Annotated in this window: 18 protein-coding genes; all 18 read right to left on the reverse strand. The window is 38.5% G+C overall.

What is annotated here, in order from left to right:
- Positions 1–270 precede the first annotated feature (270 nt).
- Positions 271–1,755: a transcription termination factor Rho gene (gene rho / locus QME45_01155; protein ID MDI6617267.1), complete on the reverse strand. Its 1,485-nt coding sequence runs from the start codon at positions 1,753–1,755 to the stop codon at positions 271–273.
- A 154-nt stretch (positions 1,756–1,909) separates the two neighbouring features.
- Positions 1,910–3,067, reverse strand: a complete 1,158-nt coding sequence (locus QME45_01160) for a hypothetical protein (protein MDI6617268.1) — start codon at positions 3,065–3,067, stop codon at positions 1,910–1,912.
- A gap of 421 nt (positions 3,068–3,488) precedes the next feature.
- Positions 3,489–5,114, reverse strand: a complete 1,626-nt coding sequence (locus tag QME45_01165) for a CTP synthase (protein ID MDI6617269.1) — start codon at positions 5,112–5,114, stop codon at positions 3,489–3,491.
- Between the two features lie 504 nt (positions 5,115–5,618).
- Positions 5,619–6,257: an MBL fold metallo-hydrolase gene (locus QME45_01170; protein ID MDI6617270.1), complete on the reverse strand. Its 639-nt coding sequence runs from the start codon at positions 6,255–6,257 to the stop codon at positions 5,619–5,621.
- 88 nt (positions 6,258–6,345) lie between these two features.
- Positions 6,346–8,019, reverse strand: a complete 1,674-nt coding sequence (locus QME45_01175; GenBank protein ID MDI6617271.1) for a hypothetical protein — start codon at positions 8,017–8,019, stop codon at positions 6,346–6,348.
- The gene (locus tag QME45_01180) at positions 8,016–8,741 is read right to left on the reverse strand and encodes an ABC transporter ATP-binding protein (protein ID MDI6617272.1); all 726 of its coding nucleotides are present in this window, start codon (positions 8,739–8,741) and stop codon (positions 8,016–8,018) included. The genes QME45_01175 and QME45_01180 overlap by 4 nt, the downstream gene beginning before the upstream one ends.
- Positions 8,742–8,911: 170 nt before the next feature.
- Positions 8,912–10,069 (reverse strand): hypothetical protein, encoded by a 1,158-nt coding sequence (locus QME45_01185; protein ID MDI6617273.1) that lies wholly within the window; start codon positions 10,067–10,069, stop codon positions 8,912–8,914.
- A gap of 165 nt (positions 10,070–10,234) precedes the next feature.
- A complete protein-coding gene (argS, locus tag QME45_01190; protein ID MDI6617274.1) occupies positions 10,235–11,923 on the reverse strand; it encodes an arginine--tRNA ligase in 1,689 nt (562 codons plus the stop codon).
- Between the two features lie 12 nt (positions 11,924–11,935).
- The gene (locus tag QME45_01195; protein MDI6617275.1) at positions 11,936–12,358 is read right to left on the reverse strand and encodes a DUF1934 domain-containing protein; all 423 of its coding nucleotides are present in this window, start codon (positions 12,356–12,358) and stop codon (positions 11,936–11,938) included.
- A 59-nt stretch (positions 12,359–12,417) separates the two neighbouring features.
- The gene (murI, locus tag QME45_01200; GenBank protein ID MDI6617276.1) at positions 12,418–13,224 is read right to left on the reverse strand and encodes a glutamate racemase; all 807 of its coding nucleotides are present in this window, start codon (positions 13,222–13,224) and stop codon (positions 12,418–12,420) included.
- Positions 13,225–13,238: 14 nt separating this feature from the next.
- Positions 13,239–14,219, reverse strand: coding sequence for a tRNA 4-thiouridine(8) synthase ThiI (locus tag QME45_01205; GenBank protein ID MDI6617277.1), 981 nt, complete (start codon positions 14,217–14,219; stop codon positions 13,239–13,241).
- 148 nt (positions 14,220–14,367) lie between these two features.
- Positions 14,368–15,552 (reverse strand): D-alanine--D-alanine ligase family protein, encoded by a 1,185-nt coding sequence (locus QME45_01210; protein MDI6617278.1) that lies wholly within the window; start codon positions 15,550–15,552, stop codon positions 14,368–14,370.
- A gap of 37 nt (positions 15,553–15,589) precedes the next feature.
- On the reverse strand, positions 15,590–17,206 hold the full coding sequence (murF, locus tag QME45_01215) for a UDP-N-acetylmuramoyl-tripeptide--D-alanyl-D-alanine ligase (protein MDI6617279.1): 1,617 nt from the start codon (positions 17,204–17,206) through the stop codon (positions 15,590–15,592).
- Between the two features lies 1 nt (position 17,207).
- Complete coding sequence (locus QME45_01220; protein MDI6617280.1) at positions 17,208–17,972, reverse strand: alpha/beta hydrolase; 765 nt, start codon at positions 17,970–17,972, stop codon at positions 17,208–17,210.
- 170 nt (positions 17,973–18,142) lie between these two features.
- Positions 18,143–19,297, reverse strand: coding sequence for a DUF2264 domain-containing protein (locus tag QME45_01225; protein ID MDI6617281.1), 1,155 nt, complete (start codon positions 19,295–19,297; stop codon positions 18,143–18,145).
- 55 nt (positions 19,298–19,352) lie between these two features.
- Positions 19,353–21,320: a glycoside hydrolase family 127 protein gene (locus tag QME45_01230; protein ID MDI6617282.1), complete on the reverse strand. Its 1,968-nt coding sequence runs from the start codon at positions 21,318–21,320 to the stop codon at positions 19,353–19,355.
- 85 nt (positions 21,321–21,405) lie between these two features.
- On the reverse strand, positions 21,406–22,680 hold the full coding sequence (locus QME45_01235) for a glycoside hydrolase family 27 protein (protein ID MDI6617283.1): 1,275 nt from the start codon (positions 22,678–22,680) through the stop codon (positions 21,406–21,408).
- A 72-nt stretch (positions 22,681–22,752) separates the two neighbouring features.
- Entirely contained in the window at positions 22,753–24,651 is a 1,899-nt protein-coding gene (locus QME45_01240) for a hypothetical protein (GenBank protein MDI6617284.1), read from the reverse strand.
- Positions 24,652–24,687 lie beyond the last annotated feature (36 nt).

A 24,687-nucleotide genomic window follows, 5' to 3' on the forward strand; every position in this document is an offset into this window, starting at 1 on the left:
ACTTTCATAATGCTCATTCGTTGATCAAAATAACATAATTCTATTTATGGCTGATTTCAAATTACGAATTGAAGTAAATTATTTCTTCGATTCGACGGACCTAAAGATTCGTCAAACTCCGGGTTTGTCAAATCTTCAGTTTGTGACATGAACTGTATTATTTTGGGCGCCTATATCACAGCTGATTTTATTATTTAAAAGCATACTTGTACTAAAAAAATTAATTTGTAACAACAGGATTTAAAATTACAAATTACGAATTGATGTTGGTTAAGCTCTATTAAAAAGCTCTATAAATTCAGAATTTGTCTTTGTTTTCATCAGCCTGTTCAATAAAAGTTCTGTAACTTCGTAAGCAGGAGCTTCATTGAGCTGTTTTCTCACAGAAAGTGAAGCTTCAAATTCCCTAGGAGTAAGCAGAAGATCGTCTCTTCTTGTACCCGACTTGTTTATATCTATTGCAGGGAATACTCTTCTTTCTTGAAGTTTTCTATCAAGATGAATTTCCATATTTCCGGTGCCCTTAAACTCTTCAAATATAACATCATCCATTCTGCTTCCTGTTTCTATTAATGCAGTTGCAAGTATGGTAAGGCTGCCTCCCCCTTCGATGTTTCTCGCAGCTCCGAAAAATTTCTTCGGCATATGGAGTGCCCCGGGATCAAGTCCACCTGAAAGAGTCCTGCCTGTAGGCGGTATTGTAAGGTTATAAGCTCTAGCAAGTCTTGTTATGCTATCCATTAGTATAACAACATCTCTTTTTTGCTCTACTAACCTTTTCGCCCTCTCAAGCACCATTTCAGCAACCCTTGTGTGATGCTCGGGCTCCTCGTCAAATGTCGAATAGACGACTTCACCCTTTATTGATCTTTGCATATCCGTAACTTCTTCAGGCCTTTCATCTATTAAAAGTACTATTAAATGAACATGGGGATGATTTATAGACATAGCATTAGCGATCTTTTTTAATAGCACTGTTTTCCCTGCCTTAGGCGCCGCAACTATTAAACCTCTTTGCCCTTTTCCCATAGGAGCAAGGAAATCTATTATTCTCGTTGCCAGCTCATTCGGGGTGGTTTCAAGTGTTAACCTTTCGTGCGGATATATTGGAGTAAGATTTTCAAAAGGAATTCTCTTGATTGCCCTATCGGGCTCTTCATCATTTATAGCTTGAACATAAAGAAGTGCCTGAAATTTTTCACTTTCTTTAGGAGTTCTTACTTTCCCTCGTATTTTGTCTCCTGTTTTTAAATTGAACCTTCTTATTTGAGATGGTGAAACATAAATATCTCTCTGACTTGGAAGATAATTCTCTAATCTTAAAAAACCATATCCTGTATTCTCGATAAGTTCGAGTATCCCTTCAGCTGTTTCAGAACCCTGCAATATTTCTTGAAGTCTTTCCCTTTTTTCAACATTTACATCTGAAAGATCCATATGACCATGACCTGTAGTTCGGTCTGTTTTTTCAGTATTAATCATTTCAGGTTTAGGTTTTTCATACTTTCTTCTCTCTTTAAGTTTTTCATCCTGTACTTTAGATTCCTCTACCTCTTCTGTTTTATCTGATTCTTCGGGAGTTTCAACTTCAACCTTCTCTTTATCCTTCTCTTTTTCTTCTTTTACAGCACTTTTTTGCACTAGCTTTTCTATAAGCTCGCTTTTTCTGTATTTTGTAACGCTTTTTATCCCTGCTTCCTTCGCAAGATCCCGAAGTTTAAACAGCGTCAACTTTTTTAATTCCTCAAATTCCAACCTATCACCTCCTGCATAGTTTTGAACGAGGACTCAATATATTATAACTTAATATAACAATAATAGCAACAATAGCAAAAATAAAAGTTGGGAAATGGCGGATTCTTTATATAATTTAGTCTTATCCATATTTCAACAGTTTTATACAATTATGCTATTTTTTTATTTCCTGCCTGTAATTTACCTGCTGTGTTGAAAAAATTTTTAAATTTTCCTGTTCATTGGTAATAAAATATTTCCACGAGATATACTGGTTCTGTTCAAGCACTTTTTCCCCATTTGCCTGGAATATCATGTTCTGGCCTGTTATCACCTCTTTTAAGTGCCATGTCTCGTCTACAGAATAGCATGCTGTTTTTTCATCCGTAAAAGATAAATCTTTAAAGTTGACTTTAAAATCGCTTATCTGATATTTGCTCCCATTGAACCTTTCGGTATCTTTCATATATTCTTTATATAATTTATCGCTCAGATATTGTTTTATATAATCAGATTTTTGCGTCATACAATAATCCGACCATCCTTTGCAAAAATTAAATATCAATTTCTGAGCACTGCTCTTAAAGTCTTCATCAGGCGTCAAATCTATATTTATTTCATATTCAGGCTTTTCTATATCATATGCCGTATCTGTTTCTTTGTTTGAAGCCATATTTGAAAGGTTAGCTTTAATATCATGTATTCCGAATATGACACCGTTTATATTCAAGCTGCCCGCCTTTACAGTTCCTGCGTAAGTCCCGTCGATGTATATTTCCGTCCCGTCAATAGAATTTATACAAAGATTGCTTAGCTTAAACGGGAATATAACCTTCCACTCCCTCTTCAATCCCAAAAAGCTGCTTTTGGTATTATACAGCGTGATTTTATCCATGGATGGAGCTTCTTTCCCGGGCAATACGATATCTATATTTTTTGTTCCGCTACCGCTTCCATCCGTTATTTTTTTTATAGCAGCATTTGAAGTATTATCATACTTTTGCTTTAGTACGTTTATTATATCGTTTTCCTTGACCATCATGCCATATGGAATATCTATATAATATTTTATTGCTTCCCGGTAATCCCTTTTGTTCAATAGCTCAATATATTTCCCGGCAGTAAAAGCAGGTGTCGATGGTATTATGACTTTGATAATAAATAAATCGGCGGCTGCTAAAATAATCATCGATGATAAAACTACAGCAAAAATCTTTTTAAATGATCTGCTTTTTATCATCTGCAATAACCTTTTGAAAATATTCTCGGCCATATTCGCTATCTTATTTGATTTCCTTATGTGAATCGCCGTAATGTTTGTTTTACCTCTCAAAATATCGTATCCTTCTTTCATAAAGTTTTATATTAAAGAATATTCATTTTGTGGATATAAAAGAATATATGTTTTTATCACTTCTCAAGCTCTTATATAAAAATTCCGGCTATCCCTGCCGACAATAATCTGTATACACCTGGAGCCGGCAACATCAAACTGCTTTTTTGAGTATATCCAGATACATCGTTTCCTATAACCTCGATTCGTAATATGAAATCAGTCATAAATATAATTATGTTATTTTGAACAACGAATGAGCATTATAAAAATTTTGATAAGTTCTTGGCTTTGCTGCCATAGGGAATCGAAGTCCCTATAACCTTATACTTGAATTTGTAAACAAAACACCACAGTTCATATTGCGGAAATGGAAAGAAGATGGGCTTATTTATTTTCGGGCAAAAAAATAAAACAGCCTTTAAAGGCTGCTTTGCTGTTTATTTTTTCTGTTCTCAAGCGATGCCCGTATAAAATCTTTGAATAAAGGATGAGGCCTGTTTGGTCTCGATTTAAATTCAGGGTGGAACTGTACCCCGATAAACCATGGCTGATCCTTGAGCTCAACTATTTCTACAAGTCTGCCGTCAGGTGATATGCCCGACAATTCCATGCCATGTGATACAAACTCGTCCCTGTATTGATTATTAAATTCATACCTGTGCCTGTGCCTTTCATATATGAGTTCATCATTATAGCACTTCTTCGCAAGGCTGTTTTCCTTCAGTTTGCATGGATATAAACCAAGCCTCATCGTGCCGCCCTTTTCATCGATATCCCTTTGTTCCGGCATCAGATCGATTACAGGATACGGTGTGTCCGCATCTATCTCTGAACTGTGCGCTCCTTTTAGACCCAATACATCCCTTGCGAATTCAATAACGGCACACTGCATTCCAAGGCATATTCCGAAAAACGGCACCTTATTTTCCCTTGCATACCTTGCCGCCAGTATCTTTCCTTCAATACCTCTGTCTCCAAATCCTCCGGGAACCAGTATCCCATCGGCATCCTTCAACAATTCTCCCATATTGTCCACAGTAACGTCACATGCATTCACCCAGTCTATCGTGACATCGCAGTCGTTGTAAAATCCGCCGTGCTTCAGTGCCTCTACGACAGACAGATATGCGTCATGCAATTCCACATATTTACCTACAAGGGCTATCTTAACTTTATGTTTTAAATTTTTAATCCTATTTACAAGTGCACGCCACTCATCCATATCATCAGGCTTGCATTTCAATCCAAGCTTTTTGCATACCATCTCGTCCAAGCCTTCATCTTTTAGAAGAAGTGGTACTTCATATATGTTTTCCACATCCACATTCTGAATAACAGAGTTGCTGTCGACATTACAGAACAAACCGATTTTATCCTTCAAATCCCTCGATAGCGGTTTTTCCGTCCTACATACTATAATATCCGGTTGTATGCCGATACTTCTCAATTCCTTGACGCTGTGCTGTGTCGGCTTGGTCTTAAGCTCTCCGGTTTTCTTGAGATAAGGAACCAGTGTCACATGGACAAAAAGTACATTCTCCATCCCAACCTCATATTTAATTTGCCTTATGGCCTCAAGAAATGGAAGGCTTTCTATATCTCCCACTGTGCCGCCTATTTCAGTTATAACAATATCGACACTGCCTTCCTTTGCCACTCTGTAAACCCTCTGCTTAATCTCATTTGTTATATGAGGGATTACCTGTACAGTACCGCCGAGGAAGTCTCCCTTTCTCTCTTTTGAAATAACCGACCAGTATACTTTTCCTGTAGTAACATTGCTGTTTTTACTCAAATTCTCATCGATAAATCTTTCATAATGCCCAAGATCCAAATCTGTTTCAGCCCCATCATCTGTTACAAATACCTCGCCATGCTGATATGGACTCATAGTACCGGGATCTATATTAATATATGGATCAAATTTCTGTATCGAAACCTTAAGACCGCGATCCTTAAGGAGCCTTCCCAGGGATGCGGCTGTAATGCCCTTACCGAGTGAAGAAACGACTCCACCTGTTACAAATATATATTTAGTGGCCAATTTTACCCCCTCCTCATTTTAACTTTAACCTTTATATTTTACATTATATAAAAGATTAATTCAACAATTTATGCTAAAATAATTATGTGTCATGCTGAACATTTATGAGTGCAATGTATATATATCTTCGATTTGTAAATTTAGCTTATGTTATTTTGAACGCTCATTCGCCAGATTCAATCTTTGTAAGTTCTAAGACCTGATTTCAAATTGCGAATTGAAAGTATATATATTTCTTCGAATATAAAATATGCACTTACACCCGGCATTTATTCGCTATTTTAAATTTAGAAGGAGAGTGGATTTATTGGCCAGCTTTTTTACAGACGCTCCGCAATATATACTTCAACTTGTCGACCTATTTTACAAAATATCGTTAATAATAGCACTCTTTTATGCAACAAGGGCATTAAGAATCTATATCGATAAAAACCAGAAAAAATAAACTTTATAAATGCCCAAGGGGCTGCAAATTTTATGTTTTGCAGTCCCTTGGGCATTTCTTTATTCGTATCTTAAAATGTACACTTTTTTCGATCCCTTAAGATCATCCTTTTTGATCTCTATGGTGCGCTTATCGCTTTTCTCCGCATTGCCCATCATTTCAATAAATTTGTCAGCCGTATCAATAGGCATCTGAACCATAGGAGTTTTATAGTGCATGGGGATTACTATAGCTGGGTTCAACTGAGATACAACCTTCACAGCTGTCTTTGCATCTATTGTGAAATTACCTCCCACAGGAATGAACAAAACATCTATTTTCCCTATCGAATTCAATTGCCTGGCATCAAGTATATGCCCGAGATCACCTAAATGGCATACATTCATCCCATCAATGCCAAAGACATATATTATATTGCTTCCTCTCTTTTCACCGTTTACATTATCATGGAAAGATGCAATACCTTTTATATTTATATCCTTGACCTGAAAGTTTCCCACTTTTTTTATTACCTTGAAATCACCCTTTACCGCATGGATATAATTATGATCAAAATGATCATGGCTTACGGTAACTATATCCGCCCTTGTATCCGGCAACCTGTATCCCACGCTGCTGTCAAAAGGGTCCGTTACGATTGTCACGCCATCAGTACCGTGGATTTCAAAGCATGAATGCCCAAACCATTTTATTCTCATATAATCATCTCCATCAATATTATAAACTTTATTGCAGGCGTATAAAGACTATTGGAATAATATTCTTCAAATATAAATATGCACCACTTTATGGCTCAATTTTTACATAACGCCTTGAAGCATAATTTATAAGAAGCGGATACAAAAATGCCCCGAGTACCGCATATACAGCGACCAGCAGCAGATATCCCAATGTGATATTCCTAAGCCATTTTACTACGATGAAAATAAGGACACCGTTCCATAACAGATTGAAAAATCCGCTGACTAATCCGTTCATGTTCTGCTTTACCGCCTTTTGCGGGTCATCCCATACTAAAAGGGGCCTGAAAACATCTATAAAGATCCCTATCTCGGTCACACATACAGATGAAAGAGTCGATATTACAAATATGGTAAAAATATTTATAAAAGAAAGCTTTGCAATGGCACCCAATGCAACTGTACAAAATATATTGCCAACGATCATAAGAACCAGAGAATGTACCATTTTGCCCTGTATCTGCTCTTTTGGGGTAACCGGTATGTACTTGGATATATAAAAATCAGAGCCCTCCCTTGAAAGCGATGTGGGGGGAGTCATATTAAAAACTACAGAAAACAGTGTGATACAAAGAACGACTATGCTTGAAATATAGCTCCCGTTTACATTGCTTATCAAATTCTCATTATTATTCATCGCAAGCCTTCCTGTAAAAAGGTAAGTCAATATGAATATGGAAGGCACAAGCACTATTGGCAGGACATTGTTTATAAAAAATGCGGGCACTCTCAGCAAAATCCAGAATTCCCTCCAGAATATCGCCATAACCTTGCTTTTAGTTTTTATTTCGCCATTAAGCTCAGCTTCGTTTATTTTCTTCCTCTTTGATGCCGTTTCGCTGGATCCTATATATCCGCCGAAATAAAGCATCTCGCCTAGGTACAAAAACAGGCAGACAAATGCAATGGATGCTGCGACAAATAATATCATATACAAAAATCCCTCTGCGACGCCGCTTTTGACTAAGGATAAGCTTATCCAGGCTGAGGGGGGAAATATTGAGGACATTTGATTTATCAGACCGTTTTCCGCAAATATCTTTTTCATGATTTCCTGTGGATTTTCGCTTATTGACATCTTTTGAATATAAAACTCTACGCCGAGTATTGCGAATATCGAAATTATCATCCCTATAATCCTGAAAAGATCTCTCCTTTTCCCTATGTTGGTCGCTTTCATGACAAGAATCGAAAGTATCGATGCAATCGAAAGCGGTATTAACGGCATAAGGGCAATATCCATCACGGAATAGATCCAGAATAATACGCCTGCTTTGCTGTTTATGCCATATACTATTACCGGAGGCAGTACAAGCGGAATCTCAAACAGATATTCAGCCAATAGCACTATCGAAAATTTTGCTCCCAGTATATATGAAGGCTTCAGCGGCAGTGAAACAAGATACTCGGTATCATTTGTAAAATAAAATATGCTTATGACATAAAAAAAACCAAAAAACAATATTATAACGCATGATGTGGCAACCCCTAATGTTATAATGGCACCGCCCTGTCCGTTAATCTCTGATAACATCTCATATGCTTTTGCCATGAAGAAGGAATACCCTGCTATTATGGGAGAAAAAGAAATAATCAATATGGCTATAATACCTGCGAATTTAAAAATTTCTTTTCTGTCTTTTTTTGCTTTATATTTTAGTGAGGATATACCATATGCAGTATTGAATAATATTTTGAACAATGATACGGCCTTATTCATTTTTCAGTCATCTCCAGGAATATATTCTCTAAGGATTCGTCACCCTTCGCATATTCTCTTATCTCATCCATGCTGCCGCAGAATATAAGTTTCCCTTTGTTTATAATTCCTATCCTGTCACATAACTTTTCTGCGACTTCAAGTACATGGGTGGAAAAGAATACCGTTTTCCCCTGAAGGGTATGTTCGCGCATCATTTCCTTCAGCGTAAAAGATGACTTGGGATCAAGACCTGTCATGGGCTCGTCGAGTATCCATACAGAAGGATTATGGAGCAGCGCTCCGATAACGATGATTTTTTGCTTCATGCCGTGAGAATAGCTCTGCAACAGATCATATACGGCATCCGACAGTTCAAACCTTTCAAGCAACGATGTCATTCTCTCTTTCCTTAAGTTTAAAGAGACTTCATACACATCAGCCATAAAATTCAGATATTCTATGCCCTTTAGTTTATTATACATATCCGGGTTATCCGGAACATATCCAAACTGCATCTTGGCTTTTATAGTATCTTTTGCAATATCATACCCGTTTATCTTTATGCTGCCGCTGTCAGGATTCAATATTCCTGTCATCATTTTGATCGTTGTCGTCTTTCCCGCGCCATTCGGCCCTAAAAATCCGAATATCTCCCCATCCTCTATATTGAGGTCAAGGCCATCTACGGCCTTCGTTTCGCTTCCTCCATAACTTTTTGAAACATCTTCTATTTGTATCATTCTTTCATCCCCCACTTTTCTTGTACGCATTTATCCAAACATAATCTTCAACTAATATATTACCATATTTAGTTAGATACATCTATAATAGATATACCTTTCTTCGATTCGTAATTTGAGCTTATGTTATTTTGAGCACTCATTCGCCAGATTCAAGTTTTGTAAATCAATTACCTTAAGATGATGTATCTGTTTGTTTCGGATATAGTTTTGCCGGTTTTGGGGGTAAGAAAATGATCCGTATAAAGAAGCGTCTTGCCGAACAGTTTTATATTTATAAGGTTGTTGTTGGCATCGCTTGTATTCTGGCTTTTTTTCAGATCATATATTTTATCCTTTAAAATATCGTATACTGTAACGGAATCCAGATAACTATTGTTCCATGTTATATAGCCATTACCCGCAAAATAGTCATGGACTTCTTTCTCTGGAAACTTTGTATAATCAGATTTGGCTATAGTCTTTTTCTTGCCTGTAACCGTATTCAAAATTACTATGGATGAACCGTCGATATCGTTGGATAAGCATATTACATAGGTTTCCCATATAATCGGACTGCTCAAGTTATCATCTTCAGTCAATTTTACAAAGCCACCGGATTTTATACTGTATATATAAACATCGCTTTTTTGATTCTTTTCATCATTTATGTCCTTGCTTACGCTCCATACCACATAATTGCCGTTTATATAAGGATCGCTTATGCCGATATCGCTATTATCAGCTTGAGTAAAGATCGTTTTGGCGCCATCATTCTTTATATCATAAAGTTTTATGAGATACCCTTGTTTGTCGACCCCGGGAATAACATCGTGTATTCTATATACGAGATAATCCCTTGAGGCTGACATTCCTTGAGGAGACATGGCGATCCCTTTATTTTCCGCCGCTGTATCTCCATCAATTTTAATTATCTGGCTGCCTTTTTTGATATATAAACCCCAGTTTGTCATATCTTCGCTCTCATCATCGTTGTCCTCTTCCCATATATAGCAGTCATTAGATATTGTAAAAAAGTTTATTTTGTTACCTGGCTGCAGCGCATCCATGATTGTTTCCGATTTACCCGAAGGGATGTCGTAAACTTGTATGCTTTTCTTATCGCTGTATTTTGTATAATATATTTTTTTATCTTGCGCATATTCATAACTTATATTCCCGGTGAAAGTCCCCTCTTCAATTATCGGACTTATCGTGCTGTTATCCTTGGATGCCATAATGTCAACCTTTTTAAGGCTAAGTGTCGATCTTCTACCATAAATATAAGCGGCAGTACAAATCGATGCCGTGACAGCCAAAACTATGACGCATAAATACCACTTTTTCAAAATAACACCTCGCTTTACCTTTGAAAATATAAAACAACAGACCTTTTCTCCATGTTTGTCCATTATTATTATTTCCTTATTTAGCCAGTTTAAACATTAAAAAAGAATCTTCCCTTAAAAACTCAGGAAGATTCTTTTTAACAACTTAATAATCAACCGGCCAAATTACATTCTCTCCGGTGCGCTGACGCCGAGTATACTTAAACAATTTTCAATAACAATCCTTACGGAATCGATAAGCACCATCCTCGCATACATCAAATTTTCATCTGCACCCTTCACTCTGCAGCTGTTATAAAATGTATGAAAACAGGACGCAAGATCTATAACATATTTCGTTATCCTGCTCGGATCCAGCGTGTTTGCCGACTGAGCCAGCTCATCCGGAAACTCTGCAAGCTTTTTAATGAGCTCAATCTCATTGTTTTCCTTCAACAAATCAAATTTTACGGAAGATATTTCAGGGAAAGCGATATGTTCATCATCAAGCTGTTTTAATATGCTGCAGATTCTGGCATGAGCATATTGGACATAGTATACTGGATTCTCGTTGGATTTTTCAACTGCAAGATCCAGATCAAACTCAAGATGGGTATCTGCAGACCTCAAATCGAAGAAAAACCTTGCAGCATCCTTCCCGACTTCTTCAATAAGGTCCGACAGCGTAAATATCTGGCCTCTTCTCTTCGACATCCTTGTAACCTTGCCGTTTCTTATAAGCCTTACAAGCTGCATTATAATAACCTCAAGGGATCCGCTTTTAACGCCCAATGCTGCCATGGCACCCTTCATCCTTGGTACGTGGCCATAATGATCCGCGCCCAATATGTCTATAACCTTGTCAAACTTCCTTACAATAAATTTATTCCGGTGATATGCAACGTCCCCGGCAAAATATGTAGGAATTCCATTTGTCCTTACTAAAACTTCATCCTTCTCGACTCCGAAATCGGTAGCCTTAAACCAAACAGCATCATCTTTTTCATAAGTATTCCCCGATTCCTTGAAAAATTTTATAGTATCTTCTATATCACCGTTATCATAAAGACTCTTCTCAGAAAACCATACATCGAATTTGACACCGAAAGCTTCCAGATCCTTCTTCATCCTGTCGATATTTATCTTTAAGGCATAATCCACAAGAGCCTTTCGCCTTTCGTCAGGCTTTGCATTCAGATACTTATCCCCATTTATCTCTTTGAATCTTTTAGCATGTTCCATTATGTCCTCACCCTGATACCCGTCTTCCGGAATTTTTGCCTCAATTCCAAAAAGCTGTAGATATCTTGCTTCAAGGGACCTTCCGAATTTCTCTATCTGATTTCCGGCATCATTTACGTAAAACTCTTTCTCCACATCGTATCCTGCCCATTTCAAAACTTCCGCCAGAATATCGCCTATGGCTCCTCCCCTTGCATTCCCGATATGCATCGGTCCTGTGGGATTTGCACTTACAAATTCCACCTGTATCCTTTTGCCATTGCCTATATTGCACTTTCCATAATTATCTCTTTCACGCTGTATTATTTTAAGCCCTTCATACAGCCAGTCATCCTTCAATTTAAAATTAATAAAACCCGGGCCCGCGATTTCGATGTTTTTTATATACGTATTATCGATATCTATATTCTTCAGTATTGTTTCAGCGATCACCCTCGGAGGTTTCTTCGCCTGCTTTGAAAGAAGCATAGCGATATTAGTCGCAAGATCGCCATGTTCTTTCTGCCTGGGAACCTCGAGCATTATTTCAGGTATATCCGTAATATTGATTTCTCCCTTTTTAATCGATTCTTTAAGGGAATCCATTACCGCGCCCTGTACGTTTTCCCTTACGATACCCGTTATATCAGCCATTAAATTCACTCCTTAATTGCTTTTTTGAATTTTTATATATAATTCATTTGAACTCGCATTGTATCCACACATTTCAAGCTCATATAAGAGCTTTACTTCTCCCCCTTCATCCCCCACATTTATATCAACTAAAGAAGGGTTTATAACAAGCTCTGTTATTCCAAACGGTGTCTTGTACAAGCTTATATCCTTTTTACCTTTTTTAAAACCCAATTTTGCACTTATCGTGCCAAATCTTATAAGGTCAACTTGATCATCATCTATTTTAACAGTCGTTGTAGTCCCTTCCATACCGGATATTTCGGTCTCATCGTATACGACAAAATATGAACTTTCCTTTTTATAAAATTTACCTGTCGTTATCAGCTCGATTTTTTCGTCTTCGCCATCTATAACTTGTTTGCTTTTTACATTTACAATGACCTTTTTATTCAAGCATAACCCTTCTTTGAGGTGTATTTTTTATATACACTCTTCTTTGGCATTTTTATAAGTCAATATTTCTCTATATCTATTTTCTCTATATTATCAATTTTTCTTTCAAGAAATCGTGCACCGACCTTCACAAACTTTTCAGGATCATCACTTACATAATATCTGTATACAGGTGAACCTTTATCCTCTCTTGCAAGATTGTATCCCTTCAAAAGCTTTATAAATTCTTTTGCGGTCTCGCAGGCAGGATCTATAAGCGTAACCTTATTCCCAGCTATATCGCCTACAACCTTTTTAAGAAGGGGATAATGAGTACACCCCATCACCAATGTATCGACATTTTTTGAAAGCACAGGCTTCAAATATTCTCTTGCCACAATAGAAGCCACTTCCGTTTCGGACCAGCCTTCCTCGACAAGAGGCACAAACAGGGGACATGAGTTTGAAATTATCTCCTTGGAGCCGTCAACTTTTTCGATGGCATCCTTGTATGCTCCGCTCTCTATCGTAGCAGGCGTACCTATAACGCCGATCCTGCCGTTTCTATTTGCTGAAACGGCTGCGGCCGCCCCAGGGCCTATAACTCCTATAACAGGCAGCAAAAAGTGCCTTTTGACTTCCGGCATAGCGATTGCGGATGCCGTATTGCAGGCTATGACCAACGCCTTGATATTTTTTGAAAGCAAAAATCTTATAGATTGAAAAGTATATTTTATTATAATGTCCCTCGATCTCGTACCATAAGGAACCCTGGCGGTATCCCCAAAATACACTATATTCTCATTTGGAAGACCCCGTATCAACTCCTTTAGCACTGTAAGCCCCCCTATGCCGGAGTCAAACACTCCTATAGGTCTATTATCCACTTAAAAACCCCCAATCATAACATAAACGCTGCAATATTTTTATCTGAAGCAGGTTTTACGTCTATAACTTTAAAATTTTGATCGTTTTTTAATCCATATCTTACTTCCACACAATCCATCATGTTTCCCTTGCTGTACCTTGCTGCAATTTCCGCAGCCAGCAAAATACCTTTTTCATCTGGCACTCCTCTTAATATTACAGTTGAACCGCTGTATTTTACAGCATCGAATATAAGGTCGTCCTCTTTTTGAAGACTTTCCAGCAACTTATATTCATCTGCATTTCTTGTGGATATCAATTTAATAAGAGGGGATATCCTGAAATGTCTGCCTATTTTTAGCACCTCTATATCCTTTAAATCAAAATCCTTTTCATAAGTGAATAGGTCTTTCAGCCTTCTTGAAAATTCTATCTCAGTTAGCTTGCATCCACCAGCCGGTGATGGATAATCGTTAATGCCAAGCTTTTTTGCAAGATCCATCTGCGCCTTCCTTGATCTGCCTTTTATGTCAAGCAGCCTTTCTCTGTCGACCAGCCCCTGTTTTTCCATTTCGGTAGGAGGCAGGTTTTTTGCACATAACGGACGCAGTATTTTAGATGCGTAACCTGATTCATTCTTTACAATATTAAGAGACTGCAGATTTTGTGACATCGGCCTCTCATTCAGCACCTCACCTGTCAATAAAAAATCCGCGCCGACATTTTCCATGAGCTCCCCTGCCTTTTTCAGCATAAGGGCATGGCAGTCGATGCATGGGTTCATGTTTTTGCCATACCCATGCTTAGGATTCCTTACCATTTTGATATGCTCTTCTGTAAAATCTATTACTTTTAAAGGTATATCTATAGTCTTAGCCATCCTTACGGCATTTTTAGACCCAAAAAAAGCGGATTTAAAACAAACTCCCAGGACATCTATCCCCTGATCCTTGATAATCTTGGCTGCGATTGTGCTGTCAAGGCCCCCTGACATCAGCGCTATAGCCTTTACCATAATATAACCTCCCGTATTTATAATGTTAACCTGTTGTTCAAAATAGCACGACTCTATTTATATGTGATTTCATATTACAAGCCAAAATTATATAGAACAAGGAAACGGGCAAATAAATATGCCCGTTCCCCCTTTTATTTGCTTTTTACTATTTGCTTCCCTTTACTCCACCCAAACTTGCCTTTTCCAAAAGCTTGGTATCGTAGGTATAAATATTCTCATTCATTTCATCATATCTCTTCAGCGAATACTGTATAAGCCTGTCTGTAAGATCTTTAAAGCTTATGCCAAGAGGTTCCCACAGATAAAAAGCAAATGATCCGGGTATGGTATTGATTTCATTTACATAAACTTTCAGCGAAGATTTTTCCATAAGAAAATCTATTCTCGATACACCTGAACAATCCAGCGCCTTAAAAACCTCGGCAGATAATTTTTTTATCTCTTCAGATTTCTCTTTTGGAATAGGTGCCGGTATTTTCCTTGAAGCGCTTTTCATTCCCTTGGAACTTCCCTGGCGCATGTATTTATCATCAAAGCTTAAAAATTCCTCCCATGATACGGGCATCTCGCATACGGAAGTTAAAACTTCGTCATCCATCCCAAGACACGAACAGTTTATCTCGACAGGATCCAAAACTCCTTCCTCCACGATAATCTTTCTGTCATATCTTATGGCAATCTCTATCGCATCCACAAGACCCGCCCTGTCCTTTGCCTTGCTTATCCCTATACTTGAGCCAAGATTGGCAGGTTTTACGAACATGGGATATTTGACTTTGCCCTCCACTTTGTTTAAAACAGACTCCCTGTCCCTTTCATAATCTTTTCTTAAGAACCACGTATAATTCACAATAGGAATTCCATTTGCCTTAAATATATCCTTCATTATAATCTTATCCATTCCGACTGCCGAGCCTGTAACCGCACTACCTACATAGGGAATATTCGCAAGCTCGAAGAGTCCTTGCATTGTCCCATCTTCGCCGTGCATGCCATGAAGTGCAGGAAAGGCAACATCCACCTTGATCGATTCAGCTTCCTTTTTGAAAAGCCCCGCTTTAAACGGATAAAAGTACAGACATTTCATGGATGGCACAGGCGGCAGGAACACCTTTTTTACACTGCTTAATAGTCTTTTGATATCTTTATAATTCTTAATATTTAAAAGCTCTTCACCTGTATACCAATCTCCATCTTTGCTCACATAAACAGGCACCACATTATATTTTGACCTGTCTATATTGTCCATCACCTGAAGTCCTGTAATAATTGATACCTCATGTTCTACAGAACGTCCGCCAAACATAACGGCAACATTTAGTTTAGGCATTTTTTAATACTCTCCCTTAAATATAAATTTACTTCGATTACTTTTCATTATAATTATCCGGAAGATCATTTTCAAATAAAACAACATCATTTACCTTTACTATCTGCCCTATCTTCTTTTGAGCCTCATTCAAATCAGGCACGACTATTATCTTATCTTCCGGGAAATTCCCCATTTTGAGCCCTTCTATGATGGGTTTCGATCTTTTTATTCCAACAAGTATAGCAAGATCACAACACTTAGACATTACCTTGCCAAACTTTTTATTTTCCTCATATTCAATGGAGCCAAGCTCCACCATGCCCGGCGTCACGACTATCCTGCTGCCGTCGGTAAATTCCTTTATAGCTTCCAGCGCTTCTCTTGAACCAACAGGATTTGAATTGAATGCATCGTCTATTACAGTAACACCGTTATTTGTCTTGAGTATTTCCAATCTGTGAGGGACAGGTTCTATTTTCGATATTCCCCTCTTTATCTCATCTGGTGTAAGACCGAGTTTGAGGGCTGCACAAATTGCTGCCAGCAAGTTGCTTACATTATGCTTCCCCAGAAGCCTCGTCTGACATTCAAACTCTATTCCATCCTGGCTCTTAACCTTGAATCTCAATCCTTCCTTTGAAATTTTTATACCCTCGGCAGTTAAAAATATATCGCTGTCGCCGCCTTTTATGCTGTATATAAGCGTTTCAATGCCTGTTTTCCTCGCAAGGTTCAAGCAGTATGAATTATCTCCGTTAAATATGGCCGTTCCATAATAAGGCAAGGCCTGTATAAGTTCGTACTTTGTCTTAACGATATTTGCAAGAGATTTAAATGTTTCAAGATGCTGCGGCCCTATGGATGTTAAAATGCCGACAGTAGGATTTACCAATTTACATAGCGTTTTTATATCTCCAACATTCCTTGCGCCCATCTCACAGACAAATACTTCATGATTATCTTTCAACTGTTCTCTTATTACCCTTGTTATACCCATCGGAGTATTGTAACTTTCCGGAGTCATAAGCGTATTGTATTTTTCAGACAGTATTGTCTTCAAAAAATACTTCGTACTTGTCTTCCCATAACTTCCGGTAATACCTATAACCTTTAGGTTTTTCATTCCTGCGATTTTAAGCTGGGCTATCCTGTAATATCTATAATGCACCAGCATTTCAAATGGGTATATTAAAAAAGTCGATAGAGCCATATTCAAAGGATGAAGAAATTTTATTAAAGACAGATACAGTATAAAAAATATTATATTCTTGGCTAAAAAGCAAGCCGCACCCGTCCATAACAATAAAAGCAGCAGGTTAGTTATAAAAAGCCTTATGGCTCTGGGTGTGAACCTTAAAGGTTTTTTAGCCTTTCTTTTAACGGACATGTTTTTATAAATCATATAGACGTTTACAAAAGCCCATACGATAAAAGCGCTGTAGCCCAATAAAACTTCGTTCTTGGTTACATAATACAAAGCCAGAAAAAGTCCGGCAACAGCAAGCACAATAAGCTCCTTTAAAAACAAAGAACATATATTGTTGGTTATCCACCGTAAATACTGGGTAGGTTTGTATCCTTCAAGCTGTGCCATATGCAGCTGCCTGATACTCAGAAGGTATACAGCCCAAGCGAATATTGAAGCGGATAAAATATATAATATTACAGTCATTCTATTCATTCCCTTCAAAATATTTGGAAACAATTATATTGAAATCATTTATCTTATCCAGATATGAAAAATGTCCGGCTCCTTTGAATACTACAAGCCCTGCATCAGGTATTTCCCTTTCCATTATCTTTGCGTTATTAAGCGGTGTATCCTTATCGTTTTCACCCCATATCAGAAGAACAGGGGCTTTGATATTCTTAAGATACCCTTTTAAATCCTGGTTTACCACTTTTACAAAGGTTCCTCGCAGATTCGCCGATTCTCTATAATCTTTTGAACCATACTTTTTATAAAATTTTTCTAATTTGGCATTTTTATCTCTTTCAGGCGTAAACATAATATATAACTTTTTCATAATCTTAAATCTATAAACCCTAAAATAATATTTTATAGTCCTCTTCGGAAGTATTCCCGCACTGTCCACCAGGACCACCTTATCCACTTTTTGCGGATACAGTGCCGCAAACATTATGGATACCCTTCCTCCAAAGGAGTGCCCTATGATATTTGCTTTTTCGATTTTAAGTTCCTCAAAAAATCTAACGAGCATTCTGGTATAATCGTCCACACCCCACGGTCTGTCTGGCAATGTCGATTGTCCAAACCCTGGAAAATCCAGAGCGTAAACTTTGAACTTTTGCGACAGATAGTTAAAAACAGGCAAAAAACTATCCGCTCTGCCCCCCCAGCCATGAAGAAGCACAACATTCTGACCATGGCCAGCCTCTTTATAATATATATCCATATTATCTATTTTTAAATACATCAAACTCGACCTTTCAAGCAGCCGCGCTTTAAACGCACAGCCCACCATAATATGATATGTATGAATACTACTCTATATTATATATAAAGACAGGTTAAATTGAAAGAGAATTAGAAAAAGGTGCATGTTTTATATTCGAATATAAAACATGCACCTTTCCATATGGATATTCAAGATTCAGCATGATCGGAGGCTATGTCTTCCCCGCTCCATATTTTCTGCTGGGTCCATTTTTCATCCTCATCTGTCCAGAATTCATCTTTATAAGAAAGGCCCAGCGGGAGGAACACTGTTGAGCATAAATAAAGGCTTCCTGTTGAGATATATCCCTCTCCCAATCCGGGCTGTCTCCCATACAACCCTATTTTAAGCCAGCCATTTTCATCAAACGTGCCAGGCGCTTCAAAACACTTTTTTATAACTGCCTGCAGTGCACATCTGACCTGCGCAGGCAGCAATCCATCAGGCAATTCCCTTTTTAATGCCATTTGCGCAAGAAGCTGAAAAGCACCGCACCTGTATGTAATCGATCTTCCTAGAGGTGGAAAAGTACCATCTGGGGAAATCAGCCTTTCCAGTACAGCAGAGTATCTTCTTGCCCTGTTTAGAATTTTTTTCTTTAATTCATCTGGAAAATTCATCTCTTTGTACATATTCGCTTTTATCAGAATAATATCCACAAGCATCGGCTGTATGACATAACTATTATAATAATTCCAGACGAATTTCGGCCCATCGCCATATACTCCATCGCCCTTATACCATTGCTCATGCTCTTTTATTGCATAATCTATCCTGACCTCATCACATTCGCCTGTCATTATATAAAGGGCAGTTTCGACCATCGCTGAAAAAAGCAGCCAGTTGCAGTAAGGCGGACGTATTTTCCGTGTCGATTTAAGAGCCCGCACAAGATTGTCCTTAACCCTACCTTCAAGTTTTTCCCACAGTTCCCGGGGAGCCCTTACAATAGCATTTGAAAGGAACCCGGTATCAACTAAATATTGTGAAAATACCCTTTCGTTCCCGTCAAAGGTGCAAAAGTCGGATGAAGATGGATCCGTTGCCGCATCGATAGCTTCTCTCGCAAGTTGGGCATATTTTGACCTTAACTCTTCCTCTTCCCCCTCGCATAGATCCGATTCAAGCCAGGGTGCAATTCCTGTCAATGTGCGTCCCAATGCCTCGAGATATGTATATTTTTCTCTGCCATCTACCTTCATCTCGACGGGCATCCGAGCCTTAAGATTCCTCCTTGACATATTCTCAAGTACAGGATCAATAATTTTTATCATCATATCTAGCCAGTATTTCCTATTGTCCATTTATTGCTTCCTCCCCTTATAACAATTTGTAAGGAATTCATTTAAACTTTAGATGTCATTTTTCATTTACCCAGACAGTCATTTCCCCTGTTCCACGATTGGCCCAGGCGAAATATGGAATAAATTTAATATTTTCCTTATAGACCTCAGCCGAAGTATTTGCTTTATACAATTGGTCACCCCAGTTATTGTTTACCCGTTCAGCTTCAGCGGCAATAACAGGGATCCCGCCTAAAAGGTCATTATCAAATTCAACTCTTAATTGAGATTCTTTAGGGAGTATGATTTCATGTAAGTTTGCCCCATTATCCGCCTCTTCAAGGCAATACACAACAGGTCCTCTTTGTACGGCAACCTTCCCCATATCTTCCCTGACTTTAGGATTTGCCCTAACGCGAAGTGCAGGCATTGTAAATAGCAACTCTATAGTATCTCCATCTTTCCACGTCCTGCTTATTGTTGCATAACCGTCTACGATTTTACTATAAAGCTGTATATTTTTTCCGTTTACATTTACCGACGCATTACTGCACCATCCCGGAACGCGCAATGCTAAATCAAAGTCCTTTTCTTCCTTTAGCGAAATTTTCATGATAATCTTACCATCCCACGGATATTGAGTATCTTCAGATATTTTTATTTTACTTCCATTTAATTCAGTTTCCACTTCCCCGCCCACATATAAATTTATGTAAATAGTTGAATCATTTTTGCTGTAAATATAATATCCAAGAGATGTAAGAAGCCTTGCTATATTAGGGGGACAGCAAGCGCAGCCGAACCACTTTTGCCTTTCGGGCTTAACATGGAATTTTGTCTGATTTTTTTTACAGGCCTCAGGTACTACTTCCAGCGGATTTACATAAAAAAATCTTTTCCCATCCCTGGACATTGCACTTATTATTATGTTGTATAAAGCCCTTTCCATAACATCTGCGTAAATGCCCTTGGGTTCTATATGCATCATCCTATTGGCAAAAAACATTAAACCGACAGATGCGCAGGTTTCAGCATATACTGTATCGTTAGGAAGATCATAATCAAAGGAGAAAGCCTCGCCATACGCCTGCGAACCTATACCCCCGGTTATGTACATTCTCTTTGACACTATATTGTTCCATAGTCTCCTGCAAGCATTTAAAAGCTCTGCATCCCCTGTTTCAGCCGCCACATCGGCCATTCCCGAGTACATATATACCGCTCTAACTGCATGTCCGACTGCGGCAGATTGCTCTCTTACGGGCAAATGCGTTTGATTGTACTCGCTATTCTTGCTCGGCCTATTGGAAATCCTGCCGGTCCAGTTAGATATCCTCCCGCGCTTTTCCCACTCGATATCAAAATAATATGGCTTGTTTCCACGTTCATCAATAAAATATTTGCCGAGTTTAAGATATTTTTCTTCATCTGTAGCATGATATAATTTTACCAGCGCAAGTTCAATCTCTTGATGTCCTGGGTACCCTCTTTTCTTCCCAATTTCAGGCCCGAAAACCGAATCTATATGATCTGCAAGTTTACATGCCACATTAAGCAGCTTTTTTTTGCCTGTCGCCTCATAATATGCCACGGCGGCTTCAATCATATGGCCGGCACAATATAGCTCATGGCATTCGCAAAGGTTAGTCCATCTATTCTCCGGCTCTTTGATAATGAAATATGTATCGAGGTATCCGTCTTTTTGTTGGGCTTTCTCGATTATATCTATCACCCCATCGGCTGTTTTTTCAAGCTCGCTATCCGGATGCGTCTCAAGACTGTAAGCAACAGCTTCCAACCATTTTGCCACATCGCTGTCTTGAAAAACCATACCATAAAATTCGCCTTGTTCCATTCCTGCTGCGATTTTGAAATTTTTTATGGCATGGCTGGGGTCTGCACCGGGTATTCTATCGTTGAGCGCATCCCACTGATAAGGCAATACCACATCACGAACCAAATCGATATACTTCGACCAAAAACCATCATTGATCTTTACATTTTTTAGAGGTAGCGATACCGAGTTCTTAAATTTCGCCTGCATCTTTATTTTCCCCTTTCCATAGGTTCATTTTTTATATTGAAAATATTATAAAAAGCCCTTAGAGTCTGCATGCACCTATTTTCCATTATTTGATTTTCGTCAGTTTAAATAATTTCGAACTATGAGGTTTGAATTCAAATCTTACATCTGAATTAACCATGCCTGAATTTTGATGACTCCAGAGATTTCTAAGCATATATTCCCCATGTAGCCCAAGATCGGAAAATTTAATACTTATATCCTGAACCGATTCGTTTAAATTAAACAAAGCAACATAAATTTCGTCATTATCGCCTGCAGCCGTCCATACAACTTTATCATCTTTTCTATATAGTTGCCTGTTTGAATTGGAATTTTTCAGTATAGATAATACTTCCTCATTTGTTATAAGATCCAGTGTCCACTTATCATTATGAGTCATCTCTCCTCCGAACATTAGAGGTGAACGAGCAATGCACCACAGGGACATCAATGTTACCTGCTCATCCTTGGTAAAGCCGCTCCATTTTCCCTTGCCGCCAAAAGAAGCTTCTCTCAAGCAAATATGTCCGAGGGGAAGCATATCTGCATCCGGCCAGCGGCCTGGTCCCATATGTTCATTCCAGTCAGCCAAAAGTTTAAACTGCTTATAGAGCTGTTCCCAGTTATCCCAGAAGTCTCCTGAAATACGCCACATGTTTGCATGTGCTTTCAAATGCTCGGCAAATTCCAACGGAGCAGGCCCCGGTGAAAGGCTGAGTACTATATCTCTGCTGCAATTCGATATCGCATTCTGAACTAGCTCGACTTCTCCAGCGGAATATGGGGAACAGATATCATCGACTTTAATAAAATCGATTCCCCACCCGGCGTACATGTTGATTATAGAATTATAATATTCCTGTGCGCCTTCTTTAGACGCATCTATTCCGTACATATCGGTATTCCATGAACATACAGAGTTGATATTTGCAATGTCTGCTGCATGTTTATCCGAGCCTAATACAGGCGTATTGGCCTTAACCGCTTGCCTGGGTATGCCTCTTAATATATGTATCCCAAACTTAAGCCCCAATGAGTGTACATAATCGGCCAGTTTTGCAAAACCCTTTCCATCCTTTGCACAGGGAAATCTATTTGCTGAAGGAATCAATCTGCCATACCCATCCATATCAAGATGAGCATATGGATGGTACTGAGTCGAGTCTGCCGTAGGCTCATACCATTGTATATCCACAACTATATATTCCCAGCCAAACTTTTTGAGCTTCTCCGCCATATAACCAGCATTTCCACGCACTTCCCTCTCGCAGACACTTGCTCCATAGCAATCCCAACTGTTCCACCCCATCGGTGGGGTTAGTGCTAAATTTTTATTCATTTATTTTCGCCTCTATATATTTAATATTATATCTAGATAAAAAGTATTTTCCTCTATTCAGCTTTTTTATTACTATATGCGCTTTAAACATAAAAAGCTCAATGGAGGTATACTGATTTTCGTATCTTCCAGCTTAACCATGCATTTTGTTATACAGCTTGTTTCGCTTGTTTCATGCACCATGCGCCCTTTTCCTCTTAAACCATCCTCACAGATCCAATCTTTAGAAGGAAGAAGTGCTTCAAATTCTTTACCTGAATGATTAATGATAAATAATTGCTCTTTTCCCATTATAGTTTTGGTCGCCAGAGCAAATACTCTGCTATCCCCTGTATCTACCTTTGCTGAAAAGCAAGGTTCAAACACTCTTGCAAACATGGCAAAAATCTGTCCCATACAGGATAGATAACAAGTTTCCTTTGTAGCTTCAATAATATTCTGTCCCCATGTATTGCACATATTATTGAAATTCGCCAGTGCAAATTCCCCGCCATAACTCATATAATCCAAAAGTCTGTGGGCTCCGTTCAATGCATAATTCCAGCTTATCTGCTGTGTGGAAAAAATATTAGCATAATCGTTGGTAATCTTGCCACTCCATACAAAATCCAAAGGCATATGTGGATCCTCAAAAGGCTCTATGCTATGACAAGACGGCAACCATTCCGTATTAACAAGTTTTAAGTTTGTCTTGTTTTTTAGGTTATATTCTCTTATTACCGGAAGTATCTTTTCTACAAATTCCGGATTGCCATTCCTATAAATCACATAATTGATGTCTCTGCCAGCAATCTCAAGCATTTTGGGAAGCAACTCAGGGGCATATGAATATGCCGCCATCATTAATTCAATAGAACAATCTGCCAAGCGCATTTCTCTGGCAAATCTGACACATTCTTTTGCATACTGTTCTGCCGTCCATTTTCTTCCAGGTTCATTATCCATTTCAAACAGTTTAACACCATAAGGCTCTAAATGCTCATTCAGCATACGGAGACGTCCCATACCCATATCAGCATCAGCATTTAGATATTCCACCATCTGTCTTGCCTTAAAAGGTATAGATGTCATCATATTAAAACATATCTGCGGTTCAAAACCAACCAGTTGCGACAGGTGTAAAAATTCATCCAACCCTACATCGTTTTCTTCCAGTCCTCCCCAATAAAAACTCGGCTGTGATTCACGGACATTCCTATCACCCACAGAACTCTCCCAATTATAAAAGCTTGTGAAACATCCTCCTGGAAAACGTACCACACTTGGTGCCGCTTTCTTTAACTTTTCCACTACATCCTTTCTCCATCCATCCATATTATCTGCAGGCATTAAAGAAGCGAAAGAAAGTATCATGGTCCCCTTAAACGAAAATGTAATGCGGATATCAGCTATCATGCTCTCTTTTACTTTAAATATCCAATCATAATTCCTTGAAACAGTAGTTAGCCCAAATACAATTTCCTGGCTACCTATCTGCACCCTCACTTCATGTTTCTGAGTGCTATGTATTGTATCACCGAATCCATTCAGTCCGGCCGCAGCAATATCTCCCTGTACCCCTGCAAATAATTTAAAGCAGTATTCTCTCCCCTTCTGCAGATGAATCTCCTTTTGGACCAATCCGCAAAGCTTACCCTCTACCTCATTCATTAAGGTACAAGCAGTTATCCCTTTGTATGTGTGAGTACCGCATGTATGTCCTATTTTAGGCTTTCCAAAGGGTTCCCAGTCAAACTCCTCATAACCGCTGTGCCAAAATGGCGCTCTGCTATCATAATGTTCTTTATCCAGTCCCAGCCATTCCCATGTTGGGCTCTTGTATTCCGGCACAATGCGGAAAGAACGATTATAGAGCATTTCGCTCCACATGCCGTTTACCTGTCTGCCAAAACCGGACTCTATAAAATTACCGAAAATCCTTCTATCAACAGGAGTCTTGGTCCATTCTGACAAAATCTTCAACTGAATCATCCCATTCAACCTTCCATTTCAATTTTTTTATTTCTT

Source organism: Clostridiales bacterium (genome assembly GCA_030016385.1).
GTDB lineage: Bacteria > Bacillota > Clostridia > Clostridiales > Oxobacteraceae > JASEJN01.